Genomic DNA, 24068 nt, shown 5'->3' on the forward strand with positions numbered 1-24068 from the left:
CGGGTCCAGCGGGACCGCCTTCGACGCGGAGCCGGCTCGTGGTGACGAGCCTCGGCCGGACGGGACGCGCGGCGGTCGGGCCCGGCGACGAAGCCGCCGAGCCACCGGTCGTGTTCAACATTCTCGGTCCCCTCGAGGTGCGGGGGCGGTCCGGCCCGGTCCCCCTGCCGGGGGCCCGCCAGCGGATCGTCCTGGCCGCGCTGCTGCTGCGGCGCAACCGGGTGGTCTCGGTCGACGAGCTCATCGACGGGCTCTGGCCGGAGCGTCCGCCGGCGACGGCCCGGGAGCAGGTGCTGACCGTGGTGTCGGCGCTGCGCCGCCAGCTCGGCGACAACGGCCGGCCGGGCGTGGACCGGTTGCTGGTCACCCGGAGTCCCGGCTATCTGTTGCGGGTCGGTGATGGCCAGCTCGACGTGGCACGGGTCGAGCGGCTGGTGCGCGAGGCGGAGCGGGAGGACCTGGCCCCGCAGCCCCGGGCCGTGGCGCTGCGTGCCGCCCTGGCGCTCTGGCGCGGGCCCGCGCTGGCCGACGTCCCGGCGCCGTTCGCCACCGCGGAGGCCCACCGGCTGGCCGAACTGCGGCTCGCGATCCTGGTGCGGGTGATCGACCTCGAACTCACCCTCGGCCGGCACGCGGCGTTGGTGCCGGAGCTGACCCGGCTGGTCGAGGAGCACCCGCTGCGGGAGCGGCTGCGGGGGCAGCTGATGATCGCGTTGGACGCCGTGGGGCGTACCGCCGAGGCCCTGGAGGTCTACCGCGACGGCCGCCGGCGGATGGCCGACGAGCTCGGCATCGAGCCCGGCACGGAGTTGCGGCAGCTGGAGCGCGCGATCCTGGCCGGTACGCGTCCCCGGGCCGACGCCGGTCAGCCGGCGCCGCCGTCCCGGCCCGAGACCGGCCCGGAGCCGGCGCCCGTGCCGGACCAGGATCCCGGGCCGCCGCCCCCGCCGGTTGCGCGTCCGGCCCAGTTGCCGGCCGACCTCGCCGACTTCACCGGGCGTGGCACCGAGGTCGACGAGCTGCGTCGCCGGCTGACCTCGGCGGCGGCCACCGCTACCGCGGTCCCGGTCGCCGTCGTCAGCGGCAAGCCGGGGGTCGGCAAGAGCGCACTGGCCGTCCACGTCGCCCACCTGCTGCGGAGCGACTTTCCCGACGGCCAGCTCTACGTCGACCTGCACGGGACGCAGGACCGGCCGCAGCAGCCGGCCGACGTGCTGGGGCGTGCGCTCGTCGCGTTGGGCACACACCGCGCCGCGATCCCCGACGATCTTGAGGAACGGATCCTGCTCTACCGCTCCGTCACCGCGGAGCGCCGGGTGCTGGTCGTGCTCGACGAGGCGGCGAGCGCGGCACAGGTCCGCCCGCTGGTGCCGGGCGGGTCGGGCTGCGCGGTGCTCGTCACCAGCCGCTCCGACCTGGCGGACGTGGCCGGGGTCCACCACCTGGACCTCGATGTGCTGCCCGACGCGGACGCGTTGGCGCTGCTGCGGGCGACGGTGGGCGCGGAGCGCGTGGCGGCGGAGCCGGCGGTCGCCGCGCGCCTGGTCGAGCTGTGCGGGTGGTTGCCGCTGGCGGTCCGTATCGTGGGGGCCCGGTTGGCCGCCCGACCGCACTGGTCCCTGCGCAGAATGGCGGACCGGCTGGCCGACCAGCACCGCCTGGACGAACTGCACCACGGCGACCTCGAGGTAAGGGCCAGCCTGGAGCTCAGCTTCCGCGGGCTGGATCCGCACGCCGACGCCGCCGCGCAGCTGCTGGCGTTGCTGGCCGCACCGAGCTTTCCCACCTGGGTCGCCGGGGCGGTGCTGCAACGCCCCGTCGCGGTCGCCGAGGCGTTGATCGACCAGCTCGTGCAGCACCGCATCGTCGAGTACGCCGGTCAGGACGCCCTCGGCCAGGACCGGTACCGGTTCCATGACCTGGTCCGGTTGCTGCTGCGCGAACGGGCCGAAGCCCGGATCGACGAGGCGGACCGGCGGACGGCCGTGGTGGCGGGGCTCAACGCCTGGCTCGGCTACGCGCTGTCGGCGATGCGCGGCCTGCCCGACAAGCAGTTCCCGGGACTGGAGCCGGCGATCACCGGTACGGCGCTCCTCGACCCGACCGTGCGGTCCGCCGCGGCGAGCGATCCGGTCAGCTGGTACGAGGCGGAGAGCGAATCGCTGTTGGCCGGCGTACGCCAGGCGTACGACCTGGGTCTGGACGAGCTGTGCGGAGCACTGACGCACGTGCTCGGGCCGTTCCTCGAGATGCGCGGGGCGGTCGACGCCTGGCGGTCGGTCAACGCCCTCGCCGAGGCGGCGGCCGAACGGGCCGGCGACCGGCGCATGACGGCGCTGGCGATGCTCTACCGCAGCCGGGCCGACGAGTACCGGGCGCTGCCCGACGCCGCCCGCTGTGCGGAGACCGCGGCGGAACTCTTCGCGGCGCTCGACGACGACTGCGGCCAGGCACATGCCCTCAACCGGCTGACCTACCTGCAGGGTTATCTGGGGCACCTGCCGCAGGCGCGGGAATCGGCGGAACGCGCCCTGGTGCTGGCCGAGCGGGTGGGCAGCCTGTGGTGCACGGCTCGCGCCCGGCAGCACCTCGGGGCCATCGAACGCGAGCACGGCCGGCTGCGGGAAGCGGAGCAGCAGCTGCGCCGGGCACTTGATCTCTACACGGCCTGTGACAGCCGGAGCAGCCAGGCCGACGTGATGAACGGGCTCGCCCGCGTCTATCACGATGCCGGCCGGTTCGCCGACGCGATCGAGCTGCTCACCACCACGTTGTCGATCTTCCGGGAGTTGCGTGACCCGTACGGTGAGGTGATCACGCTGTACCGGTTCGCCGGGATCCACCTGGCGGCCGGGCGCGATGCGGAGGCCGTGGTGGCGGCCGAGCAGGCGCTGGCCATCGCCGAGGCGATGAGGTACGCGACGGGCACCGTGGAGGCGCTCACCGTACTGGCCAGCGTGCGTCGCCGCGCGGGGCGGCTGGCGGCGGCGGCGGAGCTGCTCACCTCGGCGATCAGCGTCGGACGCAACGAGGGCGAGCGGTGGTTGGGCAAGACCCTGCTGACGCTCGGTGACGTCCGCGAGGAACAGGGCGACCACGACGGCGCGCTGGCCGCCTGGCGGGAGGCCGCCGACCTGCTGCACGGGGTCGCCCACCCCAGCGCCCGGGACGCCGACTCACGGTTGGCCGCCTGGTTCCCGTTGCCGCCGCCGGCCCGGCGCGCGACCTCGCCGGAGGAACAACACGGCCGGTTGGCGTAGCGCGGATCTCCGTTGGGCGCTGGCGGTCGGCGGCTGATCCTGGTTGGGTGCCAGACATGACCATGGGCACCGAGCGCGCGACCCGGGGCGGGGGAGCAGCCCACCGGCTCTACAGCGTGGTCGTGTTCGTGCTGCTGGCCTCGCTGGACAACGTGGCGATCGGCCTGGTCCCCCCGCTGTACGGGTCGATCTCCGGCGCGCTGGGCGTGCCGCAGCGGCTGCTCGGGCTGGTCACCGCGGTGAGCTTCCTGGTCAGTGCCGTCGCCGCCGTCGCCTGGGCGTACGTGGGGGACCGGACCGACCGCAAGCCCCTGCTGATGGTGGGCACCCTGATCTGGGCGGCCGGCACCGGGGGCAGCGCGCTGGCCCAGCAGTACCCGACCTTCCTGGTGGCCCAACTGGTCGCCGCGGTCGGGCTGGGCGCGGTCGGCTCGGTGGGCTTCTCGGTGGTCACCGACCTGATCTCGCCCCGGCGCCGGGGCCTGGTGATGAGCTTCTGGGGGCTGTCGCAGGGGGTGGGCACGCTCGCCGGCACGCTGACCGGCGGGATCCTCGGCGCCACCGACTGGCGGCGACCGTTCCTGGTGCTCAGCGTGGTCGGTCTGGTCGCCACCGTGGCCTACCTGTTCACGTACGACATCCGGCGTGGGCAGAGCGAGCCGGAGCTGGCCGCCGCGCTCGACGCGGGTGCCGACTACGACTACCGGATCAGCCGCGCCGACCTGCCCCGGATCCTGGCCCGGCGGACCAACCGCTGGCTGATCCTCCAGGGACTGACCGCCCAGGCGGCGTTCGGCTCGCTGGTCTGGTTGCCGGTGCTCTTCGCCCAGCGGGCCGAGGCGCAGGGCTACTCGGCGGCCACCGCCGTGGTGGTGGGCAGTGTCTTCGCCACCCTGTTCCAGCTCGGTGGGGTCTTCTCCATCGTGGGTGGCCTGGCCGGCGACGCGCTGCAACGGCGTACGCCGAGCGGCCGGGCCCTGGTCGCGGCGGTGGGCATCCTCGCGGCCGTGCCGTTCTACCTGGTCCTGTTCCTGGTCCCGATCCGGATCGACGTGCCGGACGGGGGCAGCTCCGGCGCGGTGGTCGGCGCGGTGCTGGCCAGTGTCGTCACCGAGCCCACGGTCGGGCTCAGCCTGCTGACCGCCCTGCTGGCCCTCGCCCTCACCTCGGCGAACTCGCCCAACTGGTTCGCGCTGATCGCCGACGTCAACCCGCCCGAGCACCGGGGCACCGTCTACAGCCTCGGCAACCTGGTCAACGGGGTCGGCCGGGCGGCCGGCAACGGGCTGGTCGGGGTGGCCTTCGCCGGGCTGCGGGCGGCCTTCCCGCCGCCGCTGAACTACGCCGTCGGGCTGGCCGTGTTCCAGCTCTTCTTCATCCCGACCGGGTTCATGTACTGGCTGGCCGCCCGCACCTCACCCGGGGACATCGAGTCGGTCCACGACCTCCTGCACACCCGCGCCGACCGCCTCTAGGGAAGGGCCCCCGGTCAACGCCTCGCGTTGCACCGGGAGCCCCGCCTCACCTGTCAGACGTGGTACCAGACGGTGACGTCGGTGGGGACGGCGTTGTCGTCGTCGAGCGGGGCGCTGGCCGCCAGCACCTTCGCGCCGACCGGCAGCGGCACCGGCTCGGCGCCGAAGTTGGTCAGCACGGTGATCCCGCGGTTGCTGAAGATGAGCACCTCGTCGCCGGAGGTGTGCCAGCGCAACGGCCCGCGGCCCAGGCGGTGCTCGCGGCGCAGCCGCAGCGCCGTCCGGTACAGCTCGTACGTGGAGCCGGGCACGTCGCGCTGCCGGTCGAGGGCGTACTCGGCCCAGCTCGGGGGCTGGGGGAGCCAGCTCGCGTCGGCCGGCCCGAAGCCGTACGACGGGGCGTCCGCCTCCCACGGGATCGGCACCCGGCAGCCGTCCCGGCCGCGCTGGGTGTGGCCGCTGCGCTCCCAGGTCGGGTCCTGCCGGGCCTCGTCGGGGAGCGTCGTGTGCTCCGGCAGCCCCAGCTCCTCGCCCTGGTAGAGGTACGCCGAGCCGGGCAGGGCGAGCATCAGCAGGCTGGCCGCCCGGGCGCGGCGCAGGCCGAGCGCGGCGTCGGGCTGCGGGTCGCCGATGCCGATGCCGTTCGGGCGGCCGCCGCCGATCGGCAGGCCGAGCCGGGAGGCGTGCCGGACCACGTCGTGGTTGGAGAGCACCCAGGTGGTGGGGGCGCCGACCGAGTCGGTGGCCTCCAGGGAGCGGGTGATCACCGCATACTGGGCCGGGGCGGTCCAGGCGGCCAGCAGGTACTCGAAGTTGAACGCCTGGTGCATCTCGTCCCGCCGGACGTAGCGCGCCAGCCGCTCGGCCGGCTCGACCCACGCCTCGGCGACCAGGATCCGCTCGCCGTCGTACGAGTCGAGCAGCCGCCGCCACTCGCGGTAGATGTCGTGCACGCCGTCCTGGTCCCACATGGGCGGGCGTGGCTTGTCGACCTCCGCACCGGAGAGGATCTCCGGTTGCTCCTGCCAGTCGGCCAGGTCGGCCTGCTTGATCAGGCCGTGCGCCACGTCCACCCGGAAGCCGTCGACCCCCCGGTCCAGCCAGAACCGGAGGATGTCCAGGAACTCGGCGCGCACCTCGGGGTTGCCCCAGTTGAGGTCGGGCTGCCCGGGGTCGAACAGGTGCAGGTACCACTGGCCGTCCGGCAGCCGGGTCCAGGCGGGACCGCCGAACACGCTCTGCCAGTCGTTCGGCGGCTCGGCGCCCTGCGGGCCCTTGCCGTCGCGGAAGACGTAGCGCTGCCGTTCCGGGCTGCCCGGCGCGGCGGCGAGCGCGGCCTGGAACCAGCGGTGCGCCGAGGAGGTGTGGTTGGGCACCAGGTCGACGATCACCCGCAGCCCGCGCGCCTTCGCCTCGGAGATCATCTTGTCGGCGTCGCCGAGGGTGCCGAAGAGCGGGTCGACGTCCCGGTAGTCGGCCACGTCGTAGCCGGCGTCGGCCTGCGGTGACGGGTAGAACGGGGACAGCCAGACCGCATCGACCCCCAGCTCGGCGAGGTGGCCGAGGCGGGCGGTGATGCCGGGGAGGTCCCCGATCCCGTCGCCGTTGGAGTCGGCGAACGAGCGCGGGTAGATCTGGTAGATGACGGCCTCGGTCCACCAGCCGGTGGCCGGGGCCCCGGCCGTTTCCTGCTGTGTCGCGTCGGTGTTCAGAGCCTTCTCCCCTGTGTCGTGCGGTGGCCGCCCGGTGACCGGACGGTCGTTGCCCGGCCGCCCCGCGGACGGCCGGATCGGTTCAGTGTGCCCGGGGTGGGGCGGTCGACTCACGTACCACCAGACGAGTGGGCAGGATCACCGGTGGCGTCGGCGTGTCGTCGTCGGCCTCGGGCCCCCGCGGTGCGGGCACCAGCCCCCCGTACGGTTCGGCGGCGCGGACGCCGAGCGGGTCGAGCAGGATCCGGGCGGCGAGCTGCCCCTGCTCGGCCGCGGGTTGGGCGATGGTGCTCAGCCCGAGCACCCCGGCCAGGTCGTGGTCGTCGACCCCGATCACGCTGACGTCCTGCGGCACCCGCAGGCCGGCGTCGCGCAGCGCGGTCATCGCGCCCATCGCCATCTCGTCGCAGGCCGCGAAGATGGCCGTCGGCGGCTCGCCCCGGGCCAGCAGCTCGGCGGCGGCCCGGATGCCCCCGTCGATCGTGAACTGGGACTCGACGTCCAGGCTCGGGTCGGGCCGGATCCCGGCCGCGCGCAGCGCCTCCTGGTAGCCGCGCCGCCGGTCCAGGTGGGTGGTGAAGGCCAGCTCGTCGTCCGGGTCCCCGGAGATGTGCGCGATCCGGGTGTGGCCGAGGTCGAGCAGGTGCCGGGTGGCGGTGCGCCCCGCGGCCACGTCGTCGATGCGGACGCAGGGCCAACCGGGGACCCCGCTGCCGGAACTGATCGTCACGCCGGGCAGGTCCAGCTTGGTCAGCGCGGTCACGTCCGCGGGGCGCAGCGGGGTGGCGACCAGGATGATCGCGTCCACGCGCTTGTGCAGGCTGGCCGTACGCAGCACCCGCCGTCGGGTCTGCTCCCGCCCGCCGAGGTTGTAGAGCAGCAGGTCGTAGCCGTTCTCGTGGAGGTGGTCCTCGACCGCCTCGACGACCGTGGCGAAGAACCAGCGGGTGATCCGGGGGACGACCACCGCCACCGTGCCGGTCTTGCCGCCGGCCAACCGGGAGGCGCTCGGCGAGACCGCGTACTGGAGCTGCTCGGCGGCGGCCAGCACCCGACGCCGGGTGGCGGCCGAGACCGTCGGCAGGCCGCGCAGCGCGCGCGACACGGTGGCCGTGGAGACCCCGGCCAGCCGGGCGACGTCGTCAATCTTCGTCATCGTGTTTCCGCTCCGGCCCGCGTCCGCCGCCGCCGGTGGGCCGGCGGCGGCGGAGCAGCGGGTCAGCCCTTGACGCTGCCGGCGAGCAGGCCCCGCACGAAGTAGCGCTGGAGGGACAGGAACACGATCAGCGGTACGACGATCGACACGAACGCGCCGGCCGTCAGCCGCTGCCACTCGTTGCCCCGGGTGCCGGCCATCTCGGCGAGCCGGACGGTCAGCGGGGCGGTCTCGTTGCCGCCGCCCGCGAAGATGAGCGCGACCAGCAGGTCGTTCCAGACCCAGAGGAACTGGAAGATGCCGAACGCGGCCAGGGCGGGCGTGATCAGCGGCAGCACGATGGTGCGGAAGATCTTCGGGTGCGTGGCCCCGTCGACCCGAGCCGCCTCCATCAGGTCCGACGGCAGCTGCGAGATGAAGTTGTGCAGGAGGAACACGGCGAACGGGAGTGCGAAGCAGGTGTGCGCGAACCACACCTGCGCGAACTTCTGCTCGTCGACGAGGTCCCAGGCCGGGAGCACCTGGACGCCGGCGACGGTGACGCCGGTGGAGAAGAACTTCAGCAGCGGGACCAGGGCCATCTGCAGTGGCACGATCTGCAACGCGAAGATCGCGATGTAGAGCCAGTCCCGCCCCTTGAAGTTGATCCAGGCCAGCGCGTACGCGGCCAGCGCCGCGAACGCCGTCGGGAAGAGCACCGACGGGATGGTGATCGCCAGCGAGTTGATGAAGTAGCTGGCGAGCTGGCCGGAGGACGAGGAGCTGCTGAAGAGCACCTCCTGGTAGTTCTCCAGGGTGAACTGCGGGTCGGTGAAGAAGGTCCACCAGCCGGTGGTCTTGATCTGGTCCTCGGGCCGGAACGAGGAGATGAACAGGCCGAAGGTCGGGACCGTCCAGAGCAGCGCGATGACGATCGAGACCAGCGTGGCGGTCCGGCTGTTCAGGCGCTTGCGGACCCGGCCGACCCGGGTGCTCTTCGCGGCGGCCTGGACGCCGGCTCCGACGGTGGGCGTGGCGGTGGTCATCTCAGCCCTCCCGCTGCTGACGCAGGTTGCGGATCTGGTAGATCACGATCGGGATGACCAGTACGAAGAGGAAGACCGCCAGGGCGGAGCCCTGCCCGTTCTGGCCGTACCGGAACGCCTGGTTGTACATCTCGTTCGCGATCACACTGGTGTCGTAGTTGCCGTTGGTGGCGGTCCGGACGATGTCGAAGACCTTGAGCGTGGCGATGGAGAGCGTCACCACCACCACGATCAGCGCCGGCCGGATGCTCGGCAGGGTGATCTGCCAGAACATCTGCCACGGGCTCACCCCGTCCAGCCGGGCCGCCTCGACGATGTCCGCCGGGATGGCCTTGATCGCGGCCGACAGCACCACCATCGCGAAGCCGGCCTGGATCCAGACCATGATCACGATGAGCAGGAAGGTGTTCAGGGGTGATTCGAGCAGCCACTGCTTCGGCTCGCCGCCGAGGCTGACCACGATCTGGTTGAGCAGGCCGATCTGCTCCTGCCCGTCGCCCCGGTAGGCGTAGACGAACTTCCAGATGATGCTGGCGCCGACGAACGAGATGGCCATCGGCAAGAAGATCAGGGACTTGGCGAGCGCCTCGAGCCGGGCCCGGTCCACCAGGACGGCGTAGATCAGGCCGAACGTGGTGGCGACCAGCGGCACCAGCAGGACCCAGATCAGGGTGTTGGTCAGCACCCGGACGATCGAGTCCTCGGAGAACATCCAGCCGTAGTTGCGCAGGCCGACCCAGTCGTTGCTGCCCGCGTCCATGAAGGAGAGCAGCGTGGTGCGGATGGCCGGCACCACCAGCCCGACGACGAGGAACAGCAGCGTCGGCAGCAGGAAGAAGAGCGCGAACAGCCCCTCCCGTGGCTTTCGCCGGCGGGGCAGCGGGGCGCCGCTCGTCGCGGCGGCGACCAGCTGCGCCTCGCGACGGCGGGCGAACCAGGCCGGCACCACGTCGAGGAGCAGGAGCAGACCGCCCACCACCGCGACGAAAGCGATCAGCCCGTACATCAGCATGAGGAACTTCGGCTGTTCCTCCGCGAAGTCGAACTCCATCGACCCTCCCAGGGTTGGATCGAGCGGTGGTCCGGCCCGCGGACGCGGACCGGACCACCGGCTCAGATCACTTCGGCCAGCTGCTCTCGATGCCGTTCAGGACCGTGGCGGTGTCCTTGCCGTTGATCCAGTCGACCATGCCCTTCCAGAAGGTGCCCGCGCCGACCGCGGCCGGCATCAGGTCCGAGCCGTCGAAGCGGAAGACGGTCTTCGGGTCCTGCAGGATCTGGACGGAGAGCTTGTCCACCGGGTTGGGGACGTTGTTGATGTCCAGCTTCTTGTTCGCGGACAGCCAGTCGCCGATCTTGGCGCGGCTGTTGACGTACTCGCCGGAGGCCAGGTAGGTCTGCACCGCCTGGACCTCGGGACGGTCCGCGAAGGCCGCGACGAACTCGCCGGCACCCAGCACCGGCTTGCCCTTGGCCGGGTCGATGGCCGGGAAGTAGAACGCGAAGACGTCGCCGTCCTCGGCCACCTTGGTGCCCTGCGGCCACTGGTTGGCGTAGAAGGACGCCTGCCGGTGCAGCGCGCACTTGCCGTTGGTGATCGGCGTGCCGGCCTCCTGGAAGGAGGTGGTGGCGATGCTCTTCACGCCGCCGAAGCCGCCGTTGACGTACTTCTCGTTCTTGAGGATGGTGCCGGCCTTGTCGACCGCCGCGGCGACCTGCGGGTCGTTGAACTTGATGCCGTGGGTGGTCCACTGGTCGTAGACCTCGGGGCCCGCCGTCCGCAGCATCACGTCCTCGATCCAGTCGGTGGCCGGCCAGCCGGTGGCGTCACCGGACTCGATGCCGGCGCACCACGGCTTCGTGCCGCTCGCCGCGATCTGGTCGCTCAGCTTGATCATGTCGTCCCAGGTCTGCGGGACCTGCCAGCCCTTCTCCTTGAAGGTCTTCGGCGAGTACCACACGTAGGACTTGACGTTGGAGCCGAGCGGCACGCCGTAGAGCGTGCCGTTGACGGTGCTGTACTTCAGCCAGTCGGGGGTGAAGTTCTGCTCGGCAAGCGCCTTGGTGTCGGCGCCGACCGGCTTGAGCTTGCCCGCGTCGGCGAACCGCTTCAGCAGGCCGGGCTGCGGGATGAAGGCCAGGTCGGGGGCGTTGCCGCCGTCCACCCGGACGCCGATCTGGGCCTCGAACTCGCCCGAGCCCTCGTGGTCGATGTCGATGCCGGTGCAGTCCTCGAACTGCTTCCAGGACTGGTCCAGGCGGTCGGCCTCGATGTCCCGGATCGACGAGTAGATCGTCACCTTCTTGCCGTCGTGGCCCTGGTACTTCTCGTATGCGGCGCACTCGGGCGAACTCGCCTTGCTGCTCTTCTTGTCATTGCCGGTGCCGCAGGCGGTGACGCCGAGCGCCAGCCCCAGTACGCCGGCGATCGCGAGAGCCTGGCGCGATCTGGCAAACGCCATGCCGATCTCCTTCCTTGCCGGCGCGTGGGGGAAATCGAACGCGCGCCGGTCCGATGGTCGTTCCCACATGTAAGCGCTTGCATCCCGTCCGGTCCACCCCCTGCCGGACACGGCCCGGTAACAATCCCGAAACCCGCTCACCGGCCGTGGGCGCGCTCCCACGCTCCGCTCCCGCCACCTGCGGGATGTCCCTTCCCATCGATGGAACTTTCTGTCACGCTGTCCCTACGTAATCGAAAACTTTCAACATAGGAGGCAGTGGATGCGTAAGCGGTGGCTCAGCCTCGCGGCCGTCGGCGCGGTCCTCGCGGCGACCCTGGTGCCGGCGACCCCGGCCATGGCGGCGCCGACCTTCAAGGTCCCGTTCCCCTGCAACCAGTCCTGGTCCGGCCAGACCCGGTCCGACCACAGCCCGCCGTACGCCATCGACTTCAACCGCACCGACGACCTGGGCGACCCCGTGGTGGCCAGCGCGCCCGGCACGGTCGACCGGGTCACCGACCTCGGCGGCACCAGCTACGGCAAGTACGTCCGGATCGACCACGGCAACGGCTACACCACCTACTACGCGCACCTGAGCGGCTTCAACGTGTCGGTCGGGCAGACCGTCGGCTACGGCAAGGTGATCGGGTACGTGGGCAGCACCGGCGGTTCCACCGGCCCGCACCTGCACTACGAGCAGCGGCTGAGCGGCAACGACATCCAGGTGCGGTTCAACGGCGTGCTCGCCTACTACTGGGGCACCAAGACCTACACCAGCGACAACGGCTGCTCCGGCACGAACTACGGGGTGGGCACGGTGAACACCGCCGGTGCCGACCTCACCGTCCGCTCCGGCCCGGGCACCAACTACACCGCGGTCGGCTCGGTCGCCGACGGCACCAGGGTCACCATCTACTGCCAGACCAGCGGCACCACGGTCACCGGCACGTACGGGACCAGCTCGATCTGGGACCGGATCGGCACCGGGAGGTACGTCTCCGACGCGTACGTCTACACCGGCTACGACGGTTACATTCCGGGCGTACCGCGCTGCTGACCATGAAACGCCGGGATCGTCGGGTCCGCTGATCCGATCTGGGAGGACGGAGCTGCGGGCCCGACGACCCCGGCGGGTCAGGGGGATGAGTACGACGCGGGTCAGGTGAAGATGCTGACCCCGCCCGGGCCGACCAGCAGGCCGATGATGATGAGGACGATGCCCCACAGGATCTGCCGGCGGAACAGCGCAAGGATGCCGGCGACCACCAGTACGACTGCGAGAATCCAAAGCAGCAAGCTCAACATGCGATCATCAATACCCGTCGTCCTCCGCCTCAAACCTCATGATCGGTCCAGGTGATCGCCGAGGTGGAAGATGCTGTACGCCTGCTTGATGACCGGGTGCGCGACGTTCCGGACCCGGACACCACCCGGTGTGGTGCCGCGTTCGGTCCCGTGGTGCGCGTGCCCGTGCAGGGCCAGCGCGGTGGGCGCCGAGTCGATCGCCTGGCCGAGCTGGTAGCAGCCGAGGAACGGGTAGATCTCCAGCGGTTCGCCGGCGAGCGTGTCCGGCACGGGGGAGTAGTGGGTCAGCGCGACCAGCAGGTCGCACTCCAGCGCGCGCAGCGCCCTGCCGAGCGCGTCCGCGCTGTCCTTGGTGGTCCGGACGAACGACTTCATCTCCGGCTCGCCGAAGTCGCTGGCGCAGCGACCGGCGAAGCCGCCGCCGAAGCCCTTCACCCCGGCCACGCCGAGCCGCCCGCCGGCGCACTCCAGCACGATCCCGTTCCCCTCCAGCACGGTGATCCCCACGTCCTCCAGCACCTTGACTACCTGCGGCACCTGGTCGCACTGGTGGTCGTGGTTGCCGAGCACGGTGATCACCGGCACCCCGAGGTTGCCGAACTCCTGGGCGACGCACCGCGCCTCGGCCTCGGTGCCGTGCCGGGTCAGGTCGCCGGCGAGCAGCAGCACGTCCGCGCAGTCGGGCAACTCCTCCAGCGCCGGCCGGAACCGCCCGACCACGTCCTCGTCCAGGTGCACGTCACCGACCGCGGCGATCCGGATCACGAGCGAACCTCCCTCACGGCAGCTCCTCGACCTGGCTGGGCGCCTGCGTGCGGATCACCCCGATGTCGCTGGTGACCGGCACGTCCGGGAAGCGCTCGGCCACCCGGCGCAGGATCTCGTCGCGTCGGTGCGGGCTCTCCACCTCGCCGTAGAGCACCAGGCCGCGCTCGCGCCGGACCACGGTGATGCCCTGTTCGGCGACGGACGGGTCCTCGGCCAGCATGCTCTGGATCTCCGCCTCGACGTACTCGTCGGGCGGGCCCTCGCCGTGGTGTCCGGTCACGGGATCTCCCTTCCTCCGGACGTGCCGTCGGGCAGCACGTCCAGCCGGTCGAGCAGCACCAGGAACGCCTCGGCGTACGGCGAGTGCTGCGTCTCCTTCCGTACCCGTTCCCAGTCGATCTGTTCCCGCAGGGAGCGGGCCAGCGGCAGGGCGCGGGCGAAGTCGCAGTAGTGCTGGGAGAAGCTGAGCAGCTTGTGCACCATGAGCTGGGTGGCCGAGAGCACCGGCATGTGGATCGCGTCGACCGGCCGGACGATGGTGTCGGCGAAGGTCTCCTCGGTCACCGGGGTCTCGATCGGCCGGTGGATGAGGTCCACCATCCGCCCCTCGTCGTAGACCTTGACCAGCCAGTCCTCCGGCGGGCGCTCGGCGGTGAAGCCGGCCTCGACCAGCGCCTCCAGCGCCCGGTCGACGTCCTGCTCCCGGATCAGGAAGTCCACGTCGTGCTCGCTGGAGTGGCCCCCGTGGGCGTAGACGGCGAAGCTGCCGCCGAGCGCGAAGGGGATCTCGGACTGCTTGAGCACGGCGGCGACCTTCTTCAGGGTGTGCACCAGGGTCTCGTCCCCGCGCTCGGCCATCTGGTTCTCCCGTCGTCGTGGGTGGCGGTGGGAATGAAGTTGCGTACCCGGCGAACCGTTCGGCCACACCTGTTGCCTTCGCGGCGCGGCAAGAAGGGCGCAGATGTGGACAAACTCCCCGAGGGGAAGCGCCGGTCGGCTAGCCTCGGGGAGGTGGCCAGGTCACTGCGGGTGCGGCGCGGCAGGGCCCGACTGCGCGCCGTCGCCCTGATCGGCATCGACGGATCGGGCAAGACCACCCAGGCACACCGGCTCGCCGAGGCGCTCACCGCCGCGGGCCTCGCCGCCACCTACCACCGCAACGCCGGCGGCCGTCGCTGGCTCGGCCGCCTCGCCCACCGGTTTGGCCGCCCGGACGCCCAACGCCTCGTCGGCCGGAACGGCCTGCTCGCGGTCGAGTCCGTGCTCCGCTGGCTCGCCATCGCGCTGGCGCTGCTGAGCTGCCTGGTCACCGGCCGGACCGCGGTGATGGACCGCTACGCCGCCTGCCAGTACGCCAGCATCCGGGCGCACGGCGGGCAGCGCTGGGAGCGGCTGGCCCGGGCCGGCTACCGGGTCTTCCCCGCGCCCCAGGTGACCTTCCTGCTCACCGTCGACCCCGCCGAGGCGTATCGGCGGATCGAGCGGCGCGGCACCGACCACGAGAGCATGCGGTGGCTGACCGCCGCCGCCACCGCCTACCGGACCCTGCCCGAGTACGCCGACTTCGTGGTGGTCGACGCGAGCGGCTCGCCCGAGGAGGTGTCCCGCCGGATCCGCGCCCACCTGACCGAGTGGCTCCCCGCCGAGCCGCCGGCGGTCACCGGCGGCGCCGCCCCGCCCTCGGGCGGGGCGGGCCGGGACGGTCCGGTCCCGGCTCAGGCCCGCCCGTAGACCGGGATGCTCGCGCCGCTCGTCGGCGCGGACTCGTCGGAGGCCAGGAAGCGGATCACCGCGGCGATCTCGGCCGGCGGGACCCAGCGCCGGTGGTCGGCCTCCGGCTGGGCGGCCCGGTTGGCGGGGGTGTCGATGACGCTGGGCAGCACGGTGTTGCAGCGCACCCCGCGCGGGCGGTACTCGACCGCCACCGCGTTGGCGAAGGCGAGCACCGCCGCCTTGGCCGTGGCGTAGCCGGCCGCGCCGGGGAAGGGGGCCACCGCCGCCCGCGCCGAGACGCAGACCACCGCGCCGCCGCCGGCCGCCACCAGGTGCGGCAACGCCGCCTGGGTGACCAGGTACGTCGGGCGCAGGTTGATCCGCAGCATCCGGTCGAACTCCTCGACCGGGGTCTCGTGCACCAGCCCGCCGCTGGCGTACCCGCCGACGAGGTTGACCACCGCGCGCAGCGGCGCCGCCGGCTCGGCGGTGGCGGCCTCGACGGCCCGCGCCGCCCCGGCAGGCTCCAGCAGGTCGGCCGCGACGGCTTCTAGTCGCGGCGCGGCGTCAGACGCGCCGAGTTGAAGTCGTCGTCCGACGCGGACCGGTCCGGAGGCCGCCGCCGTCGTCCCGCCGCCCTCCCGTTCCGGTACGACCACCCGCCAGCCGGCCTTGAGGAAGGCGGCGGTGACCGCACCGCCCAGCCCGCCCGTGCCTCCGGTCACCAGCACCGTGCGCTCCGCCATGGCGACACGCTAGCGGCCCGCCCCGGCCGGCGGTGGCCGGGGCGTGATCCGGCCCGGCCGATGCCGGTCGTCCCGGTCCGGGCGATCGGCCCGGCCGTCCGGCGACCCGGCCCGGCCGTCCGGCCGGTACGGCGTGGACGACGGCCGGTTCCCTGGTGGGCCGGTGTGGCCGACTCGACCAGACCGGAGGAGGCGGCCGGGCTGCGGGAATGGGACCCTTGCCGGGCGGGACCCGCGCGGAAGGGGGTACTTTTCCCGATACGCGCCGTCATGGTTGACGGTCTCGCCTCGTGAAAGTAAGTTTCATCCGTGGCGAAGAGTCCGAAGATTTCTGCGAGTCACGAGCCCGGTGGACTGATCGTCCACATCAGTGGCCTGCTCCCGTCGCTGTCCCCGGCCGAGCAGCGGGTCGCCAGGCTGGTCGTCGCCGACCCGGCGGACGCCGCCCGGCGCACCATCACCGACCTCGCCACAGCCGCCGAGACCTCGGAGGCCACCGTCATCCGGTTCTGCCGGTCGGTCGGCATGGACGGCTACCCGCAGCTGCGGATCCGGCTCGCCGCCGAGGCCGCCCGCCGGGTCGAGCCGCCGGACGCCCGGGTGGTCGGCGGCGACATCCCGCCCGGCGCCGACCTCGCGCAGATCATCGCGACCATCGCCTTCAACGACGCGCGGGCCGTCGAGGAGACCGCCGAGCAGCTCGACCCGGCCGTCTGCGAGCAGGTGGTCGAGGCGATCGCCGCGGCCGGCCGGATCGACGTCTACGGCGCCGGCGCCAGCGGCTTCGTCGCCTCCGACTTCCAGCAGAAGCTGCACCGCATCGGCCGGACCGCCTTCTACTTCCCCGACGTGCACACCGCGCTCACCTCGGCGGCCCTGCTCGGCCGGGGCGACGTCGCGGTCGGCATCTCGCACACCGGCACCACCTCCGACGTGATCGAGGTGCTGGAGCAGGCCCGGGCCCGGGGCGCCACCACGGTGGCGCTGACCAACTTCCCCCGGTCACCGATCACCGACGTGGCCGACCACGTGCTCACCACCGCCGCCCGCGAGACCACGTACCGCTCCGGCGCGATGGCCAGCCGGCTGGCCCAGCTCACCGTGGTCGACTGCCTCTTCGTCGGGGTGGCCGCGCGCAGCCGGGCCAAGGCGAAGAAGGCCCTGGAGGCGACGGCCGAGGCGGTCCAGTCGCACCGGGTGGGCTCCGGGCGGAGGCGGGCATGACGGCGGGCCGGGTGGAGCCGGACGAGGTGGCCCCGGTGCGGCCCACGGTACGGGTGGGCGCGCCCACCGAGCGGCGCAACCCGCACAGCGTCGACCTCGACCTGATGTCGACGCGGGACGTGCTCACCGTCATCAACGAGGCGGACCGGCGGGTGCCGGCGGCGGTGGCCGCCGTCCTCGACGAGATCGCCGAGACCGTCGACCTCGCGGTGGCGGCCCTGCGCGGCGGGCACCGGGTGCACTACTTCGGCGCCGGCACCTCCGGCCGGCTCGGCGTCCTCGACGCCGCCGAGCTCGCGCCGACCTTCAACTCGCCGCGGCACTGGTTCTGCGCCCACCTGGCCGGAGGGCCGGACGCGATGTGGCGGGCCGTGGAGGACGCCGAGGACGACGAGCGCGCCGGCGCCGCCGAGGCCACCGACTGCGTACGCCCCGGCGACCTGGTGGTCGGCCTGGCCGCCAGCGGGCGCACCCCGTACGTGCTGGGGGCGCTCGGCGCGTCCCGGGCCCAGGGGGCCTCGACCGTGCTGCTCTGCGCCAATCCGGAGGCCGAGGCCGCCTCGTCGGTGGACGTCTTCATCGGGGTGGACACCGGACCCGAGGTGGTCACCGGGTCGACCCGGATGAAGGCGGGCACCGCGCAGAAGCTGGTGCTCAACACGTTCTCCACGGCCGTCATGGTGCGCCTCGGCCGGGTCTACTCGAACCTGATGATCGACATGGTGGCCACCAACGCGAAGCTGCGCGGCCGGATGATCTCGATCCTGATGGAGGCCACCGGCTGCGCCGAGGAGGTCTGCCGGGCCGCCCTGCAGGAGGCCGACGGCGACCTCAAGACCGCCCTGGTCTCGCTCGTCTCCGGCGCCGAGGTCTCCGCCGCCCGGGCCGCGCTGGCCCGCTCCGCCGACCAGGTACGCGGCGCGCTGGCCCTGCTCGCCTCCTGACCGCCGTCCTCCCGCCGCCCGTCCGGGGCCGGGCGTCGCGCCCGGCCCCGTCGACCCGTACCGCCTGCCTGAAGTGCGACGCAGGTCACGCTGTCCCCGGGGACGGCTCTCCCGCTGCGGATTGTTCAAGCAGGGGTGGGGTAATCCTCACCCGTGGCTGAACCGACCGGTCCGCAGGCGCGTATCTCGCAGTGACCAGGATCGCAATGTCGCGGTGACGCGGGTCGCTGTGTTCATGGATTTCGCAATGGTGCGATTCCATGGGCGGACGCTGATTCCGCTGCTCCGAAGCCCTGCCCACCAGGGCGTACGTGAGCCACTCGAGCAGGGGTCCTGACAGCAAACATGGACCGGGCTCTCAGCTACTACTCAGGCATTCGTGACAGTTTCGACTCACGACATGGAATCCCCGACGCGTCTCATCTGTTGTGTAGGTGTCAGCACCTACGGGCACAGCGGAGGTTACGGGGAGGGCTGATGAACGTGGGGATGGCAAGGAACCGGGCAACCGGCGCGAGCGAGGGGACCGTGGCAATCGTGGACAAGAACATCGGCATGCGTACCGACGAGGTCGCCGAGGAGCGGGACCTGGTCGGCGTCTACCTGCACGAGATCTCCCGGACGCCGCTGCTGGACGCCGCCAAGGAGGTCGACCTCTCCAAGGCGATCGAGGCCGGCCTCTACGCCGAGCACCTGCTCGGCGAGGACCGCGTCCCCGCCGGCGTCGACCGGGAGGACCTGGAGCGGCTGGTCGTCGAGGGTGAGCGCGCGAAGGACCTGTTCATCCGCGCGAACCTGCGACTGGTCGTGTCGATCGCCCGCCGCTACGTGCGCTCGGGCATGCCCATGCTGGACCTGATCCAGGAGGGCAACACCGGCCTGGTCCGGGCGGTCGAGAAGTTCGACTACGAGCGCGGCTACAAGTTCTCCACCTACGCGACCTGGTGGATCCGCCAGGCCATCAGCCGGGCGATCGCCCAGCAGGAGCGGACGGTGCGGCTGCCAGTGCACCTGGTCGAGGACGTCAACCGGATGCGGAACGTGGCCCGCCAGCTCACCCGTGAGCTGGGCAGCGACCCGGAGCCGGAGCAGATCGCGGCGGCGCTCGGCGTGACCGTCGAGCGGGTCAACGAGCTGGTCCGCTGGTCGCAGGACACCGTGTCGCTGGACACGCCGGTCGGCGACGACGGCGACACCAACCTCGGTGACCTGGTCGCCGACAGCGACGCCCCGTCGCCGGAGGAGATCGTCCTCACCGGGCTGGAGCGGCAGCGGATCGAGGGTCTGCTCAACCACCTCGACGACCGTTCGGCCGGCATCATGCGGGCCCGGTACGGCCTGGAGGACGGTCGGGAGCACTCGCTGACCGAGGTCGCCTCGCGGTTCTCGCTCTCCCGGGAGCGGATCCGCCAGCTGGAGATCCAGGCGCTCGGCCGGCTCCGCGAGCTGGCTCGGGCCGAGGGGCTGCAGGCGGCCTGAGCTGGTAGTAATTGACACAACGAACGGCCGGCGTCCGATAGGGGGACGCCGGCCGTTCGTCGTGTCGAGGGGTCAGCGCACCCGACCGTAGCCCTGGATCGGCATGATGTTCATGTCCCGCTTCAGGACGTTGCGGCCGGCGCTGGGCGCGTCGATGATCTGGCCGCCGCCGACGTAGAGCGAGACGTGCCCGAGGCCGTCGTAGAAGACGAGGTCACCGGGTTGCAGCGAGCTGCGGCTGATCCGCGCCGTGGCGTCCCACTGCATCGCCGCGTTGTGCGGCAGTGACTTCCCGGCCGCCCGCCAGGCGGCGAGGGTCAGGCCGGAGCAGTCGTACCCGTCGGGACCGTCGGCCCCGTAGACGTACGGCTTGCCGATCGCCCCGTACGCGTACCGCACCGCCACACCGGCCGAGCCGGAGATGTTCGGAGCGCTGCTGGTGGACCTCGTCGGCGCTTCGGTCGCCCGGCCGTACGCCTGCCGCCGCAGCTGGTAGAGCTTGGCGAGGTCGGCCTCGATCTTCTTCTTGCCGGCGGCGAGCTGCTTCGCCTGGGCGGCCTGCCGGGCGAGGGTGGCGTCCAACCTGGTCTTCTGGTCGATCAACTGGCGCTGGCTCTCGGTGAACCCGTTGATCGTCGCCTGGCGCTGCCGGCTCAACTGGTCCAGGGCGCCCAGCCGCTCCGGCAGCGTGGCCGACCCGCCCGGCTCCAGCAGGGCCCGGGCGGTCCGCATCCCGCCGGTCTTGTACGCGGTCACGGCGAGCAGGCCGACGTCGGCCTGGCTCCGCTCGGCCTGCGCCTGCAAGGGGCCGATCTTGGCCTGCAACATGGCCGCGGCGGCCTTGTTGGCCTTGATCCCCTCGTTGAGCTTGTTGTAGGACTCGACGATTCGCTCCAGCTCAGTCGAGGACTTCTCGATCTGCTTCGTCAGCTCGGCGGGGGTGGGCTCGGCCCGAGCCACCGACGCCGGGGCGAGCAGCGCAGCCGAGAGGCCGGCGACCGCCAACGCGCGCAGCAGGATTCGTAAGGACGACAAGAGCGGAAAGCTCCTCTCTCCCACGGTCGCCGGGCCCGCAGTGCGCCTCGGCGACACCGGCCCGGGGCCATCCCGGTGGATGGCGGTCGACCGGACCGGCCTGCACAACCTAACCCGAGACGGGAGTGGCCGGGAGGTGAAGCAGGGGCGAATGTTGGCAAAGTGCCAGAAAGTGAATCTGGGGACAGTGACGCTTCGTGACCGATTCCGCGGCCGGCGGTGGTGACGCCGGGCCTGATGGGCAGTTGGTGTGGCTGGCCCGATTCGTCGTTCTGGGCGGATGTCGCCAGGGCTCCCAGCGCAAAATGCTGATAAAGCCGTAAATGCCTTCTGTTTCCCGGCGAAGCCCTCCCGGTCTGGCCGCGTTGGCCGGCGAAAACGCCCGGCTCGGGCTGGCGCCTGCGCCACACAATGGGGCGCGGACCCGGGAATCCCGCCAGACGGCATAGGCGCAGGTCACCAGTGGCGCGGGTGCCCGGCACGCGATCCCTGGGAGGACGCCGTGCAGACCGATGGCTCCACCGCCCGCCCGCCCCGGTCGCCCCGGGCGGCCAACCCGACCCTGCTCTACGCCCGACCCGGCATCGTGGTCACCGCCGAACGCTTCACGGTCGGCCGGAGCAGCTGGCCGGTCGCCGAACTCACCCAGCTCTGGACCACCCGCGGGCCGCACGACCGGCTCGCCCTGCGGGCCGTCGCGGTGAGCGCCGCCCTGATCGGCGCCGTCGGCGTGCTGCTCGGCTTCACCGGCGGGCTGCAACGGCTCACCGCGGCGGCCTACCTGACGCTCGGCGCGGTCGGGCTGCTGCCGTTGGGGCTGGTGCTCATCGGCAACCGCTGGCGGCCCCCGGCGTACGAGCTGTGGGGGCGGTACCGGGGCGCCGAGGTGCTGCTGTTCAGCAGCGACGACGAGCGGCAGTTCGGCCAGGTCACCCGCGCCCTTCGGCGGGCCCGGGAGGGCGTACGGCTGGGCGGCTGGGAGGACCCGGTCGCCTCCGCCACGCTGTGGCGGCCGACCCGCTGAATCAGCCGGCGACCGGTTCCGGGGTCCGGGGCCGGTCCCCGTCGGCCAGCCAGTGGCTCACCCGGCGCTCCGCGTAGAACGACACGAACGGCACCGTCCCAGCGAGCATCACGAGCAGCATCCGCTTCAGCGGCCAGTCGGCCCGCCGCGAGAGGTCGAAGGTGAGCGCCAGGTAGACCATGTAGAGCCAGCCGTGCGCCGTGCCGACCACGGCGACCACGGTCGGGCTGTCGAAGAAGTACTTCAGCGGCATGCCGATCAGGACCAGCACCGCCAGCGCCACGCCCACGATCCAGGCGATGACGCGGTACCGGGTAAGGGCTCCGCCCACCGTCGTCCGTCCTTCCGAAACCGGCGTCAGCCGGGGTAGTCGCCGGGCCGTGCGCCCGGGTTGGCGTTCAACCATGACAGGTAGCGGTTGTACTCGGCGAGGTCGCCGTCCTCCGCCCCGTCCACCGGGGTGGCCGGCACGCGGCCGACCCGCACCGGTCGGCGTACCACCGGGGTGCCGGGCGCCGGCGCGGAGCCGGCGGCCGCCGGCGGGGCCGGGGTGGCCGCCTCCTCGGGCGTGCCCCGGAGCGTGTGCCGCACCTCACGCCACCAGACGAAGACCACGAAGCCGGCGAAGACCGGCCACTCGATCGCGTACCCGAAGCTGAGCGTGTTGCCGCCGGCGGCCCGGGTGACCTGCCACCAGCCGAGCCCGAGGAAGCCCACGACCAGCACGACCATGGCCACGTGGCGGGCGATCCACGCCGGTGTCCAGAGCCGCTTCATGCCATCGAGGGTACCGGGGCCCGCGTCCGTCTCCGACGCGGTGTCGTAGGTCGCGGGGTTTGGTGGCACCCCCGGTGGGCATCCGTCTAGACGCCAGCCCGAACGAGACGAGGGGGCGACGATGACCGAATCAGTACGCCGGACCGGCGACGCCAGCCCGGAGCAGCGGCTGCCCGAGTGGGACGGCGACCACGCCCGGACCGACGCGGTGACCGGCGACGTCGACGGCGAACTCGGGGTGGACCCGGCCGAACTGGCGGACGAGGACCTGATCCGGGAGATGCACAGCCTGCACCGGACCCGGCTGGACACCCTGCGACACGCCACCGACTCCGCGCTCGCCAACCACCTGCGCCGCACCGCCGAACTGGAGACCGAGTACCTCGCCCGGCACCCGGGCCGCGAGGTCGACCCGAGCCGGCTGCGGGGGGCCTGATGGCCAGCCACGCCGAGCGCGGCATGTCCGCGCCGCCCGAGGTGGTGTTCAACACCGCCACCGACCCGGACCGGTCGTCGGCCTGGCTGCCCGAGGCGCTGCGGCGCGCCGGAACGCACCGGGTGGAGATCATCGACGACGAGGACATGCGGGCGCGCTGGAGCTCCGACTCCGCCGGCTGGTCGGCGGACATCGACGTCGAACCGGCCGACGCCGGGGGCGCCCGGGTCCGGCTGGACCTGTCCGGCACGGACCACGGGATGGCCGACGAGATTCTGGCCAGCCTCGCCCGCGAGGTGGCCGACAACCTGACCGCCGGCTGAGCCGGTCCGCGACGAGAATCGAGGAGGCCGGGTGACCGCCAGTGGTCTGAAGCAGAAGGTGGCGCGCCTGCGCCAGGCGTACGCGCCGCACGAGCACCGGCCGCTGGGCGGCTACCTGGTGGCGATGGGCACGTACGCGGCCGTGACCGGGTCCCTGGTCGGCCTGGTCAAGGCGACCGGACGGCCGGTGCCGGAGCGGCCCACCCCGGGCGACGTGGTGCTGCTCTCCATCGCGACCCACAAGCTCAGCCGGCTGCTGTCCAAGGACGCGATCACCAGCCCGCTGCGCGCGCCGTTCACCCGCTACGACCACCCCATCGGCAGCGGCGAGGTGATGGAGCAGGTCCGTGACCAGGGCAGTCCCACCCGGCACGCCGTCGGCGAGCTGGTCAGCTGCCCGTTCTGCCTGGCGGTCTGGGTCGCCACCGGGCTCACCGGGGGGCTGGTCCTGGCGCCCCGGCTGACCCGGCTGGTCGCCACCGCGCTGACCGCGGTGGCCGCCTCCGACTTCCTCCAGATGGGGTACGCCGTGGCCCAGCAGGCGGCCGAGGGCCGGCATCACGGGGAGTGACCAGGTGTGCCGAGGGGCCGACGCGACGCGTCGGCCCCCTCGCTCGTGCGATCAGGTGGGGGACGTGCCGTGGTTCTCGCCGGCCCAGCCGCGCGCCGCCTCCGGCTCGCGTCGCCCCTCGTCCTCGCCGGTGATGATGTCCTCGTCCACCGCGGTCTCCTCGTGCTCCTCGGCGAAGTCGGCGTCGGAGTACGGGTCCGGCGCCGACGGCGGATCACCGAGCGCCTCGATGTGGTGCTGCTGCCCCTGGTCGCGGTCGGTCATCCCACTGTCCTCTCGGTCGTGCCGTTCCGGGCCGCTCAGGCCACGGTGCCGCCGAGCAGCTCGGCCACCTCGTCGACCGCGTACTCGCCCTGCGGGAGCGCGGCGATCCGGGTGAGCAGCTCCGGAGGCAGTTCGGCGGCCACCGCCCGGCGGTAGATGTCCGCCTGGGTGACCCGTTCCTGGCCGTGGTAGATGTCGTCGAGCAGTTCGTCGAGCGGCCGGGTGTCCGGCTGCCCGGTCACGGGCGCGTCGTCGGTCACGCCGATCAGCTACCCGGGCCGGAATCGGTCAAACGTCACCGGGCCCGGCTCACGGGCGGCGTGACGGCGGACACAGCACCACCCGGAACACCGCACCCCTGCCGGTCGTTGTGCAGAGCGTCGGTGT

General features: G+C 72.4%; 26 protein-coding genes. 11 read left to right on the forward strand and 15 right to left on the reverse strand.

What is annotated here, in order from left to right:
• Positions 1-38 precede the first annotated feature (38 nt).
• Both ACGFI9_RS23800 and ACGFI9_RS23805 read left to right on the forward strand, forming a co-directional pair.
• Complete coding sequence (locus ACGFI9_RS23800; protein ID WP_393181046.1) at positions 39-3260, forward strand: BTAD domain-containing putative transcriptional regulator; 3222 nt, start codon at positions 39-41, stop codon at positions 3258-3260.
• A gap of 56 nt (positions 3261-3316) precedes the next feature.
• Positions 3317-4735 (forward strand): MFS transporter, encoded by a 1419-nt coding sequence (locus tag ACGFI9_RS23805; protein ID WP_393181048.1) that lies wholly within the window; start codon positions 3317-3319, stop codon positions 4733-4735.
• A 53-nt stretch (positions 4736-4788) separates the two neighbouring features.
• On the opposite strand, the gene ACGFI9_RS23810 is transcribed toward ACGFI9_RS23805, so the two are convergent.
• The 5 genes from ACGFI9_RS23810 to ACGFI9_RS23830 form a co-directional block, all read right to left on the reverse strand.
• Positions 4789-6447: an alpha-amylase family glycosyl hydrolase gene (locus ACGFI9_RS23810; protein ID WP_393181257.1), complete on the reverse strand. Its 1659-nt coding sequence runs from the start codon at positions 6445-6447 to the stop codon at positions 4789-4791.
• Positions 6448-6529: 82 nt separating this feature from the next.
• Positions 6530-7603: a LacI family DNA-binding transcriptional regulator gene (locus ACGFI9_RS23815; RefSeq protein ID WP_393181049.1), complete on the reverse strand. Its 1074-nt coding sequence runs from the start codon at positions 7601-7603 to the stop codon at positions 6530-6532.
• A gap of 62 nt (positions 7604-7665) precedes the next feature.
• Positions 7666-8628, reverse strand: coding sequence for a carbohydrate ABC transporter permease (locus ACGFI9_RS23820; RefSeq protein ID WP_393181051.1), 963 nt, complete (start codon positions 8626-8628; stop codon positions 7666-7668).
• Between the two features lies 1 nt (position 8629).
• Positions 8630-9679: a carbohydrate ABC transporter permease gene (locus ACGFI9_RS23825; RefSeq protein ID WP_393181053.1), complete on the reverse strand. Its 1050-nt coding sequence runs from the start codon at positions 9677-9679 to the stop codon at positions 8630-8632.
• Positions 9680-9746: 67 nt separating this feature from the next.
• Entirely contained in the window at positions 9747-11090 is a 1344-nt protein-coding gene (locus ACGFI9_RS23830; RefSeq protein ID WP_393181055.1) for an ABC transporter substrate-binding protein, read from the reverse strand.
• Positions 11091-11352: 262 nt separating this feature from the next.
• Between ACGFI9_RS23830 and ACGFI9_RS23835 the strand changes: the two genes are divergently transcribed.
• Positions 11353-12129, forward strand: coding sequence for a peptidoglycan DD-metalloendopeptidase family protein (locus ACGFI9_RS23835; protein WP_393181057.1), 777 nt, complete (start codon positions 11353-11355; stop codon positions 12127-12129).
• A gap of 101 nt (positions 12130-12230) precedes the next feature.
• Here the strand turns inward: ACGFI9_RS23835 and ACGFI9_RS23840 are convergent, their stop codons facing one another.
• From ACGFI9_RS23840 to ACGFI9_RS23855, 4 genes are read right to left on the reverse strand one after another with little or no spacing between them, the layout of a single operon-like run.
• Positions 12231-12374 carry a GPGG-motif small membrane protein gene (locus ACGFI9_RS23840; RefSeq protein WP_233601029.1) on the reverse strand — a complete coding sequence of 48 codons (144 nt, stop codon included), beginning with the start codon at positions 12372-12374 and terminating at the stop codon, positions 12231-12233.
• Between the two features lie 39 nt (positions 12375-12413).
• Positions 12414-13142: a metallophosphoesterase gene (locus tag ACGFI9_RS23845; protein WP_393181059.1), complete on the reverse strand. Its 729-nt coding sequence runs from the start codon at positions 13140-13142 to the stop codon at positions 12414-12416.
• 13 nt (positions 13143-13155) lie between these two features.
• A complete protein-coding gene (locus ACGFI9_RS23850) occupies positions 13156-13365 on the reverse strand; it encodes a hypothetical protein (protein WP_393181258.1) in 210 nt (69 codons plus the stop codon).
• Positions 13366-13421: 56 nt separating this feature from the next.
• A complete protein-coding gene (locus ACGFI9_RS23855) occupies positions 13422-14003 on the reverse strand; it encodes a nucleotidyltransferase (protein ID WP_393181061.1) in 582 nt (193 codons plus the stop codon).
• 153 nt (positions 14004-14156) lie between these two features.
• On the opposite strand from ACGFI9_RS23855, the gene ACGFI9_RS23860 reads away from it, so the two are divergent.
• Positions 14157-14876 (forward strand): thymidylate kinase, encoded by a 720-nt coding sequence (locus ACGFI9_RS23860; protein ID WP_393181063.1) that lies wholly within the window; start codon positions 14157-14159, stop codon positions 14874-14876.
• On the opposite strand, the gene ACGFI9_RS23865 is transcribed toward ACGFI9_RS23860, so the two are convergent.
• Positions 14861-15604 (reverse strand): SDR family NAD(P)-dependent oxidoreductase, encoded by a 744-nt coding sequence (locus ACGFI9_RS23865; RefSeq protein WP_393181065.1) that lies wholly within the window; start codon positions 15602-15604, stop codon positions 14861-14863. The two genes, ACGFI9_RS23860 and ACGFI9_RS23865, sit on opposite strands and share 16 nt — an antisense overlap.
• Before the next feature lie 309 nt (positions 15605-15913).
• On the opposite strand from ACGFI9_RS23865, the gene ACGFI9_RS23870 reads away from it, so the two are divergent.
• The 3 genes from ACGFI9_RS23870 to ACGFI9_RS23880 all read left to right on the forward strand — a co-directional run bounded on the left by ACGFI9_RS23870 (position 15914) and on the right by ACGFI9_RS23880 (position 19251).
• A complete protein-coding gene (locus tag ACGFI9_RS23870) occupies positions 15914-16828 on the forward strand; it encodes a MurR/RpiR family transcriptional regulator (protein ID WP_393181067.1) in 915 nt (304 codons plus the stop codon).
• A complete protein-coding gene (gene murQ / locus ACGFI9_RS23875; RefSeq protein WP_393181069.1) occupies positions 16825-17772 on the forward strand; it encodes an N-acetylmuramic acid 6-phosphate etherase in 948 nt (315 codons plus the stop codon). The genes ACGFI9_RS23870 and murQ overlap by 4 nt, the downstream gene beginning before the upstream one ends.
• A gap of 489 nt (positions 17773-18261) precedes the next feature.
• Positions 18262-19251 (forward strand): RNA polymerase sigma factor RpoD/SigA, encoded by a 990-nt coding sequence (locus ACGFI9_RS23880; RefSeq protein WP_393181260.1) that lies wholly within the window; start codon positions 18262-18264, stop codon positions 19249-19251.
• Positions 19252-19323: 72 nt separating this feature from the next.
• Here the strand turns inward: ACGFI9_RS23880 and ACGFI9_RS23885 are convergent, their stop codons facing one another.
• Positions 19324-20286, reverse strand: a complete 963-nt coding sequence (locus ACGFI9_RS23885) for an NlpC/P60 family protein (RefSeq protein ID WP_393181071.1) — start codon at positions 20284-20286, stop codon at positions 19324-19326.
• Between the two features lie 502 nt (positions 20287-20788).
• On the opposite strand from ACGFI9_RS23885, the gene ACGFI9_RS23890 reads away from it, so the two are divergent.
• Positions 20789-21310, forward strand: coding sequence for a DUF6232 family protein (locus tag ACGFI9_RS23890; RefSeq protein ID WP_393181073.1), 522 nt, complete (start codon positions 20789-20791; stop codon positions 21308-21310).
• Between the two features lies 1 nt (position 21311).
• On the opposite strand, the gene ACGFI9_RS23895 is transcribed toward ACGFI9_RS23890, so the two are convergent.
• Both ACGFI9_RS23895 and ACGFI9_RS23900 read right to left on the reverse strand, forming a co-directional pair.
• A complete protein-coding gene (locus ACGFI9_RS23895) occupies positions 21312-21641 on the reverse strand; it encodes a DUF3817 domain-containing protein (RefSeq protein WP_393181075.1) in 330 nt (109 codons plus the stop codon).
• Between the two features lie 26 nt (positions 21642-21667).
• Entirely contained in the window at positions 21668-22087 is a 420-nt protein-coding gene (locus ACGFI9_RS23900; RefSeq protein WP_393181076.1) for a hypothetical protein, read from the reverse strand.
• Between the two features lie 121 nt (positions 22088-22208).
• Between ACGFI9_RS23900 and ACGFI9_RS23905 the strand changes: the two genes are divergently transcribed.
• The 3 genes from ACGFI9_RS23905 to ACGFI9_RS23915 are packed head-to-tail and all read left to right on the forward strand — an operon-like array spanning position 22209 to position 23417.
• On the forward strand, positions 22209-22523 hold the full coding sequence (locus tag ACGFI9_RS23905) for a DUF6158 family protein (protein ID WP_393181078.1): 315 nt from the start codon (positions 22209-22211) through the stop codon (positions 22521-22523).
• Positions 22523-22846, forward strand: coding sequence for an SRPBCC family protein (locus tag ACGFI9_RS23910; protein ID WP_393181080.1), 324 nt, complete (start codon positions 22523-22525; stop codon positions 22844-22846). The genes ACGFI9_RS23905 and ACGFI9_RS23910 overlap by 1 nt, the downstream gene beginning before the upstream one ends.
• A gap of 31 nt (positions 22847-22877) precedes the next feature.
• Entirely contained in the window at positions 22878-23417 is a 540-nt protein-coding gene (locus ACGFI9_RS23915; RefSeq protein WP_393181082.1) for a DUF1360 domain-containing protein, read from the forward strand.
• 51 nt (positions 23418-23468) lie between these two features.
• On the opposite strand, the gene ACGFI9_RS23920 is transcribed toward ACGFI9_RS23915, so the two are convergent.
• The gene (locus ACGFI9_RS23920; RefSeq protein ID WP_393181083.1) at positions 23469-23681 is read right to left on the reverse strand and encodes a hypothetical protein; all 213 of its coding nucleotides are present in this window, start codon (positions 23679-23681) and stop codon (positions 23469-23471) included.
• Positions 23682-23716: 35 nt separating this feature from the next.
• On the reverse strand, positions 23717-23941 hold the full coding sequence (locus ACGFI9_RS23925; RefSeq protein WP_393181085.1) for a hypothetical protein: 225 nt from the start codon (positions 23939-23941) through the stop codon (positions 23717-23719).
• Between the last annotated feature and the right edge of the window lie 127 nt (positions 23942-24068).

It is taken from the genome of Micromonospora sp. NPDC048930, assembly GCF_043197935.1.
Classification (GTDB): Bacteria; Actinomycetota; Actinomycetes; order Mycobacteriales; family Micromonosporaceae; genus Micromonospora.

What these genes read in the sequence shown, in the direction of transcription:
- ACGFI9_RS23805 (WP_393181048.1), top strand. Translation starts at nt 3,317, where the DNA reads ATGACCATGGGCACCGAGCGCGCGACCCGGGGCGGGGGAGCAGCCCAC.
- ACGFI9_RS23815 (WP_393181049.1), bottom strand. Translation starts at nt 7,603, where the DNA reads ATGACGAAGATTGACGACGTCGCCCGGCTGGCCGGGGTCTCCACGGCC.
- ACGFI9_RS23820 (WP_393181051.1), bottom strand. Translation starts at nt 8,628, where the DNA reads ATGACCACCGCCACGCCCACCGTCGGAGCCGGCGTCCAGGCCGCCGCG.
- ACGFI9_RS23825 (WP_393181053.1), bottom strand. Translation starts at nt 9,679, where the DNA reads ATGGAGTTCGACTTCGCGGAGGAACAGCCGAAGTTCCTCATGCTGATG.
- ACGFI9_RS23830 (WP_393181055.1), bottom strand. Translation starts at nt 11,090, where the DNA reads ATGGCGTTTGCCAGATCGCGCCAGGCTCTCGCGATCGCCGGCGTACTG.
- ACGFI9_RS23835 (WP_393181057.1), top strand. Translation starts at nt 11,353, where the DNA reads ATGCGTAAGCGGTGGCTCAGCCTCGCGGCCGTCGGCGCGGTCCTCGCG.
- ACGFI9_RS23850 (WP_393181258.1), bottom strand. Translation starts at nt 13,365, where the DNA reads ATGCTGGCCGAGGACCCGTCCGTCGCCGAACAGGGCATCACCGTGGTC.
- ACGFI9_RS23855 (WP_393181061.1), bottom strand. Translation starts at nt 14,003, where the DNA reads ATGGCCGAGCGCGGGGACGAGACCCTGGTGCACACCCTGAAGAAGGTC.
- ACGFI9_RS23865 (WP_393181065.1), bottom strand. Translation starts at nt 15,604, where the DNA reads ATGGCGGAGCGCACGGTGCTGGTGACCGGAGGCACGGGCGGGCTGGGC.
- murQ (WP_393181069.1), top strand. Translation starts at nt 16,825, where the DNA reads ATGACGGCGGGCCGGGTGGAGCCGGACGAGGTGGCCCCGGTGCGGCCC.
- ACGFI9_RS23880 (WP_393181260.1), top strand. Translation starts at nt 18,262, where the DNA reads ATGGCAAGGAACCGGGCAACCGGCGCGAGCGAGGGGACCGTGGCAATC.
- ACGFI9_RS23900 (WP_393181076.1), bottom strand. Translation starts at nt 22,087, where the DNA reads ATGAAGCGGCTCTGGACACCGGCGTGGATCGCCCGCCACGTGGCCATG.
- ACGFI9_RS23905 (WP_393181078.1), top strand. Translation starts at nt 22,209, where the DNA reads ATGACCGAATCAGTACGCCGGACCGGCGACGCCAGCCCGGAGCAGCGG.
- ACGFI9_RS23910 (WP_393181080.1), top strand. Translation starts at nt 22,523, where the DNA reads ATGGCCAGCCACGCCGAGCGCGGCATGTCCGCGCCGCCCGAGGTGGTG.
- ACGFI9_RS23920 (WP_393181083.1), bottom strand. Translation starts at nt 23,681, where the DNA reads ATGACCGACCGCGACCAGGGGCAGCAGCACCACATCGAGGCGCTCGGT.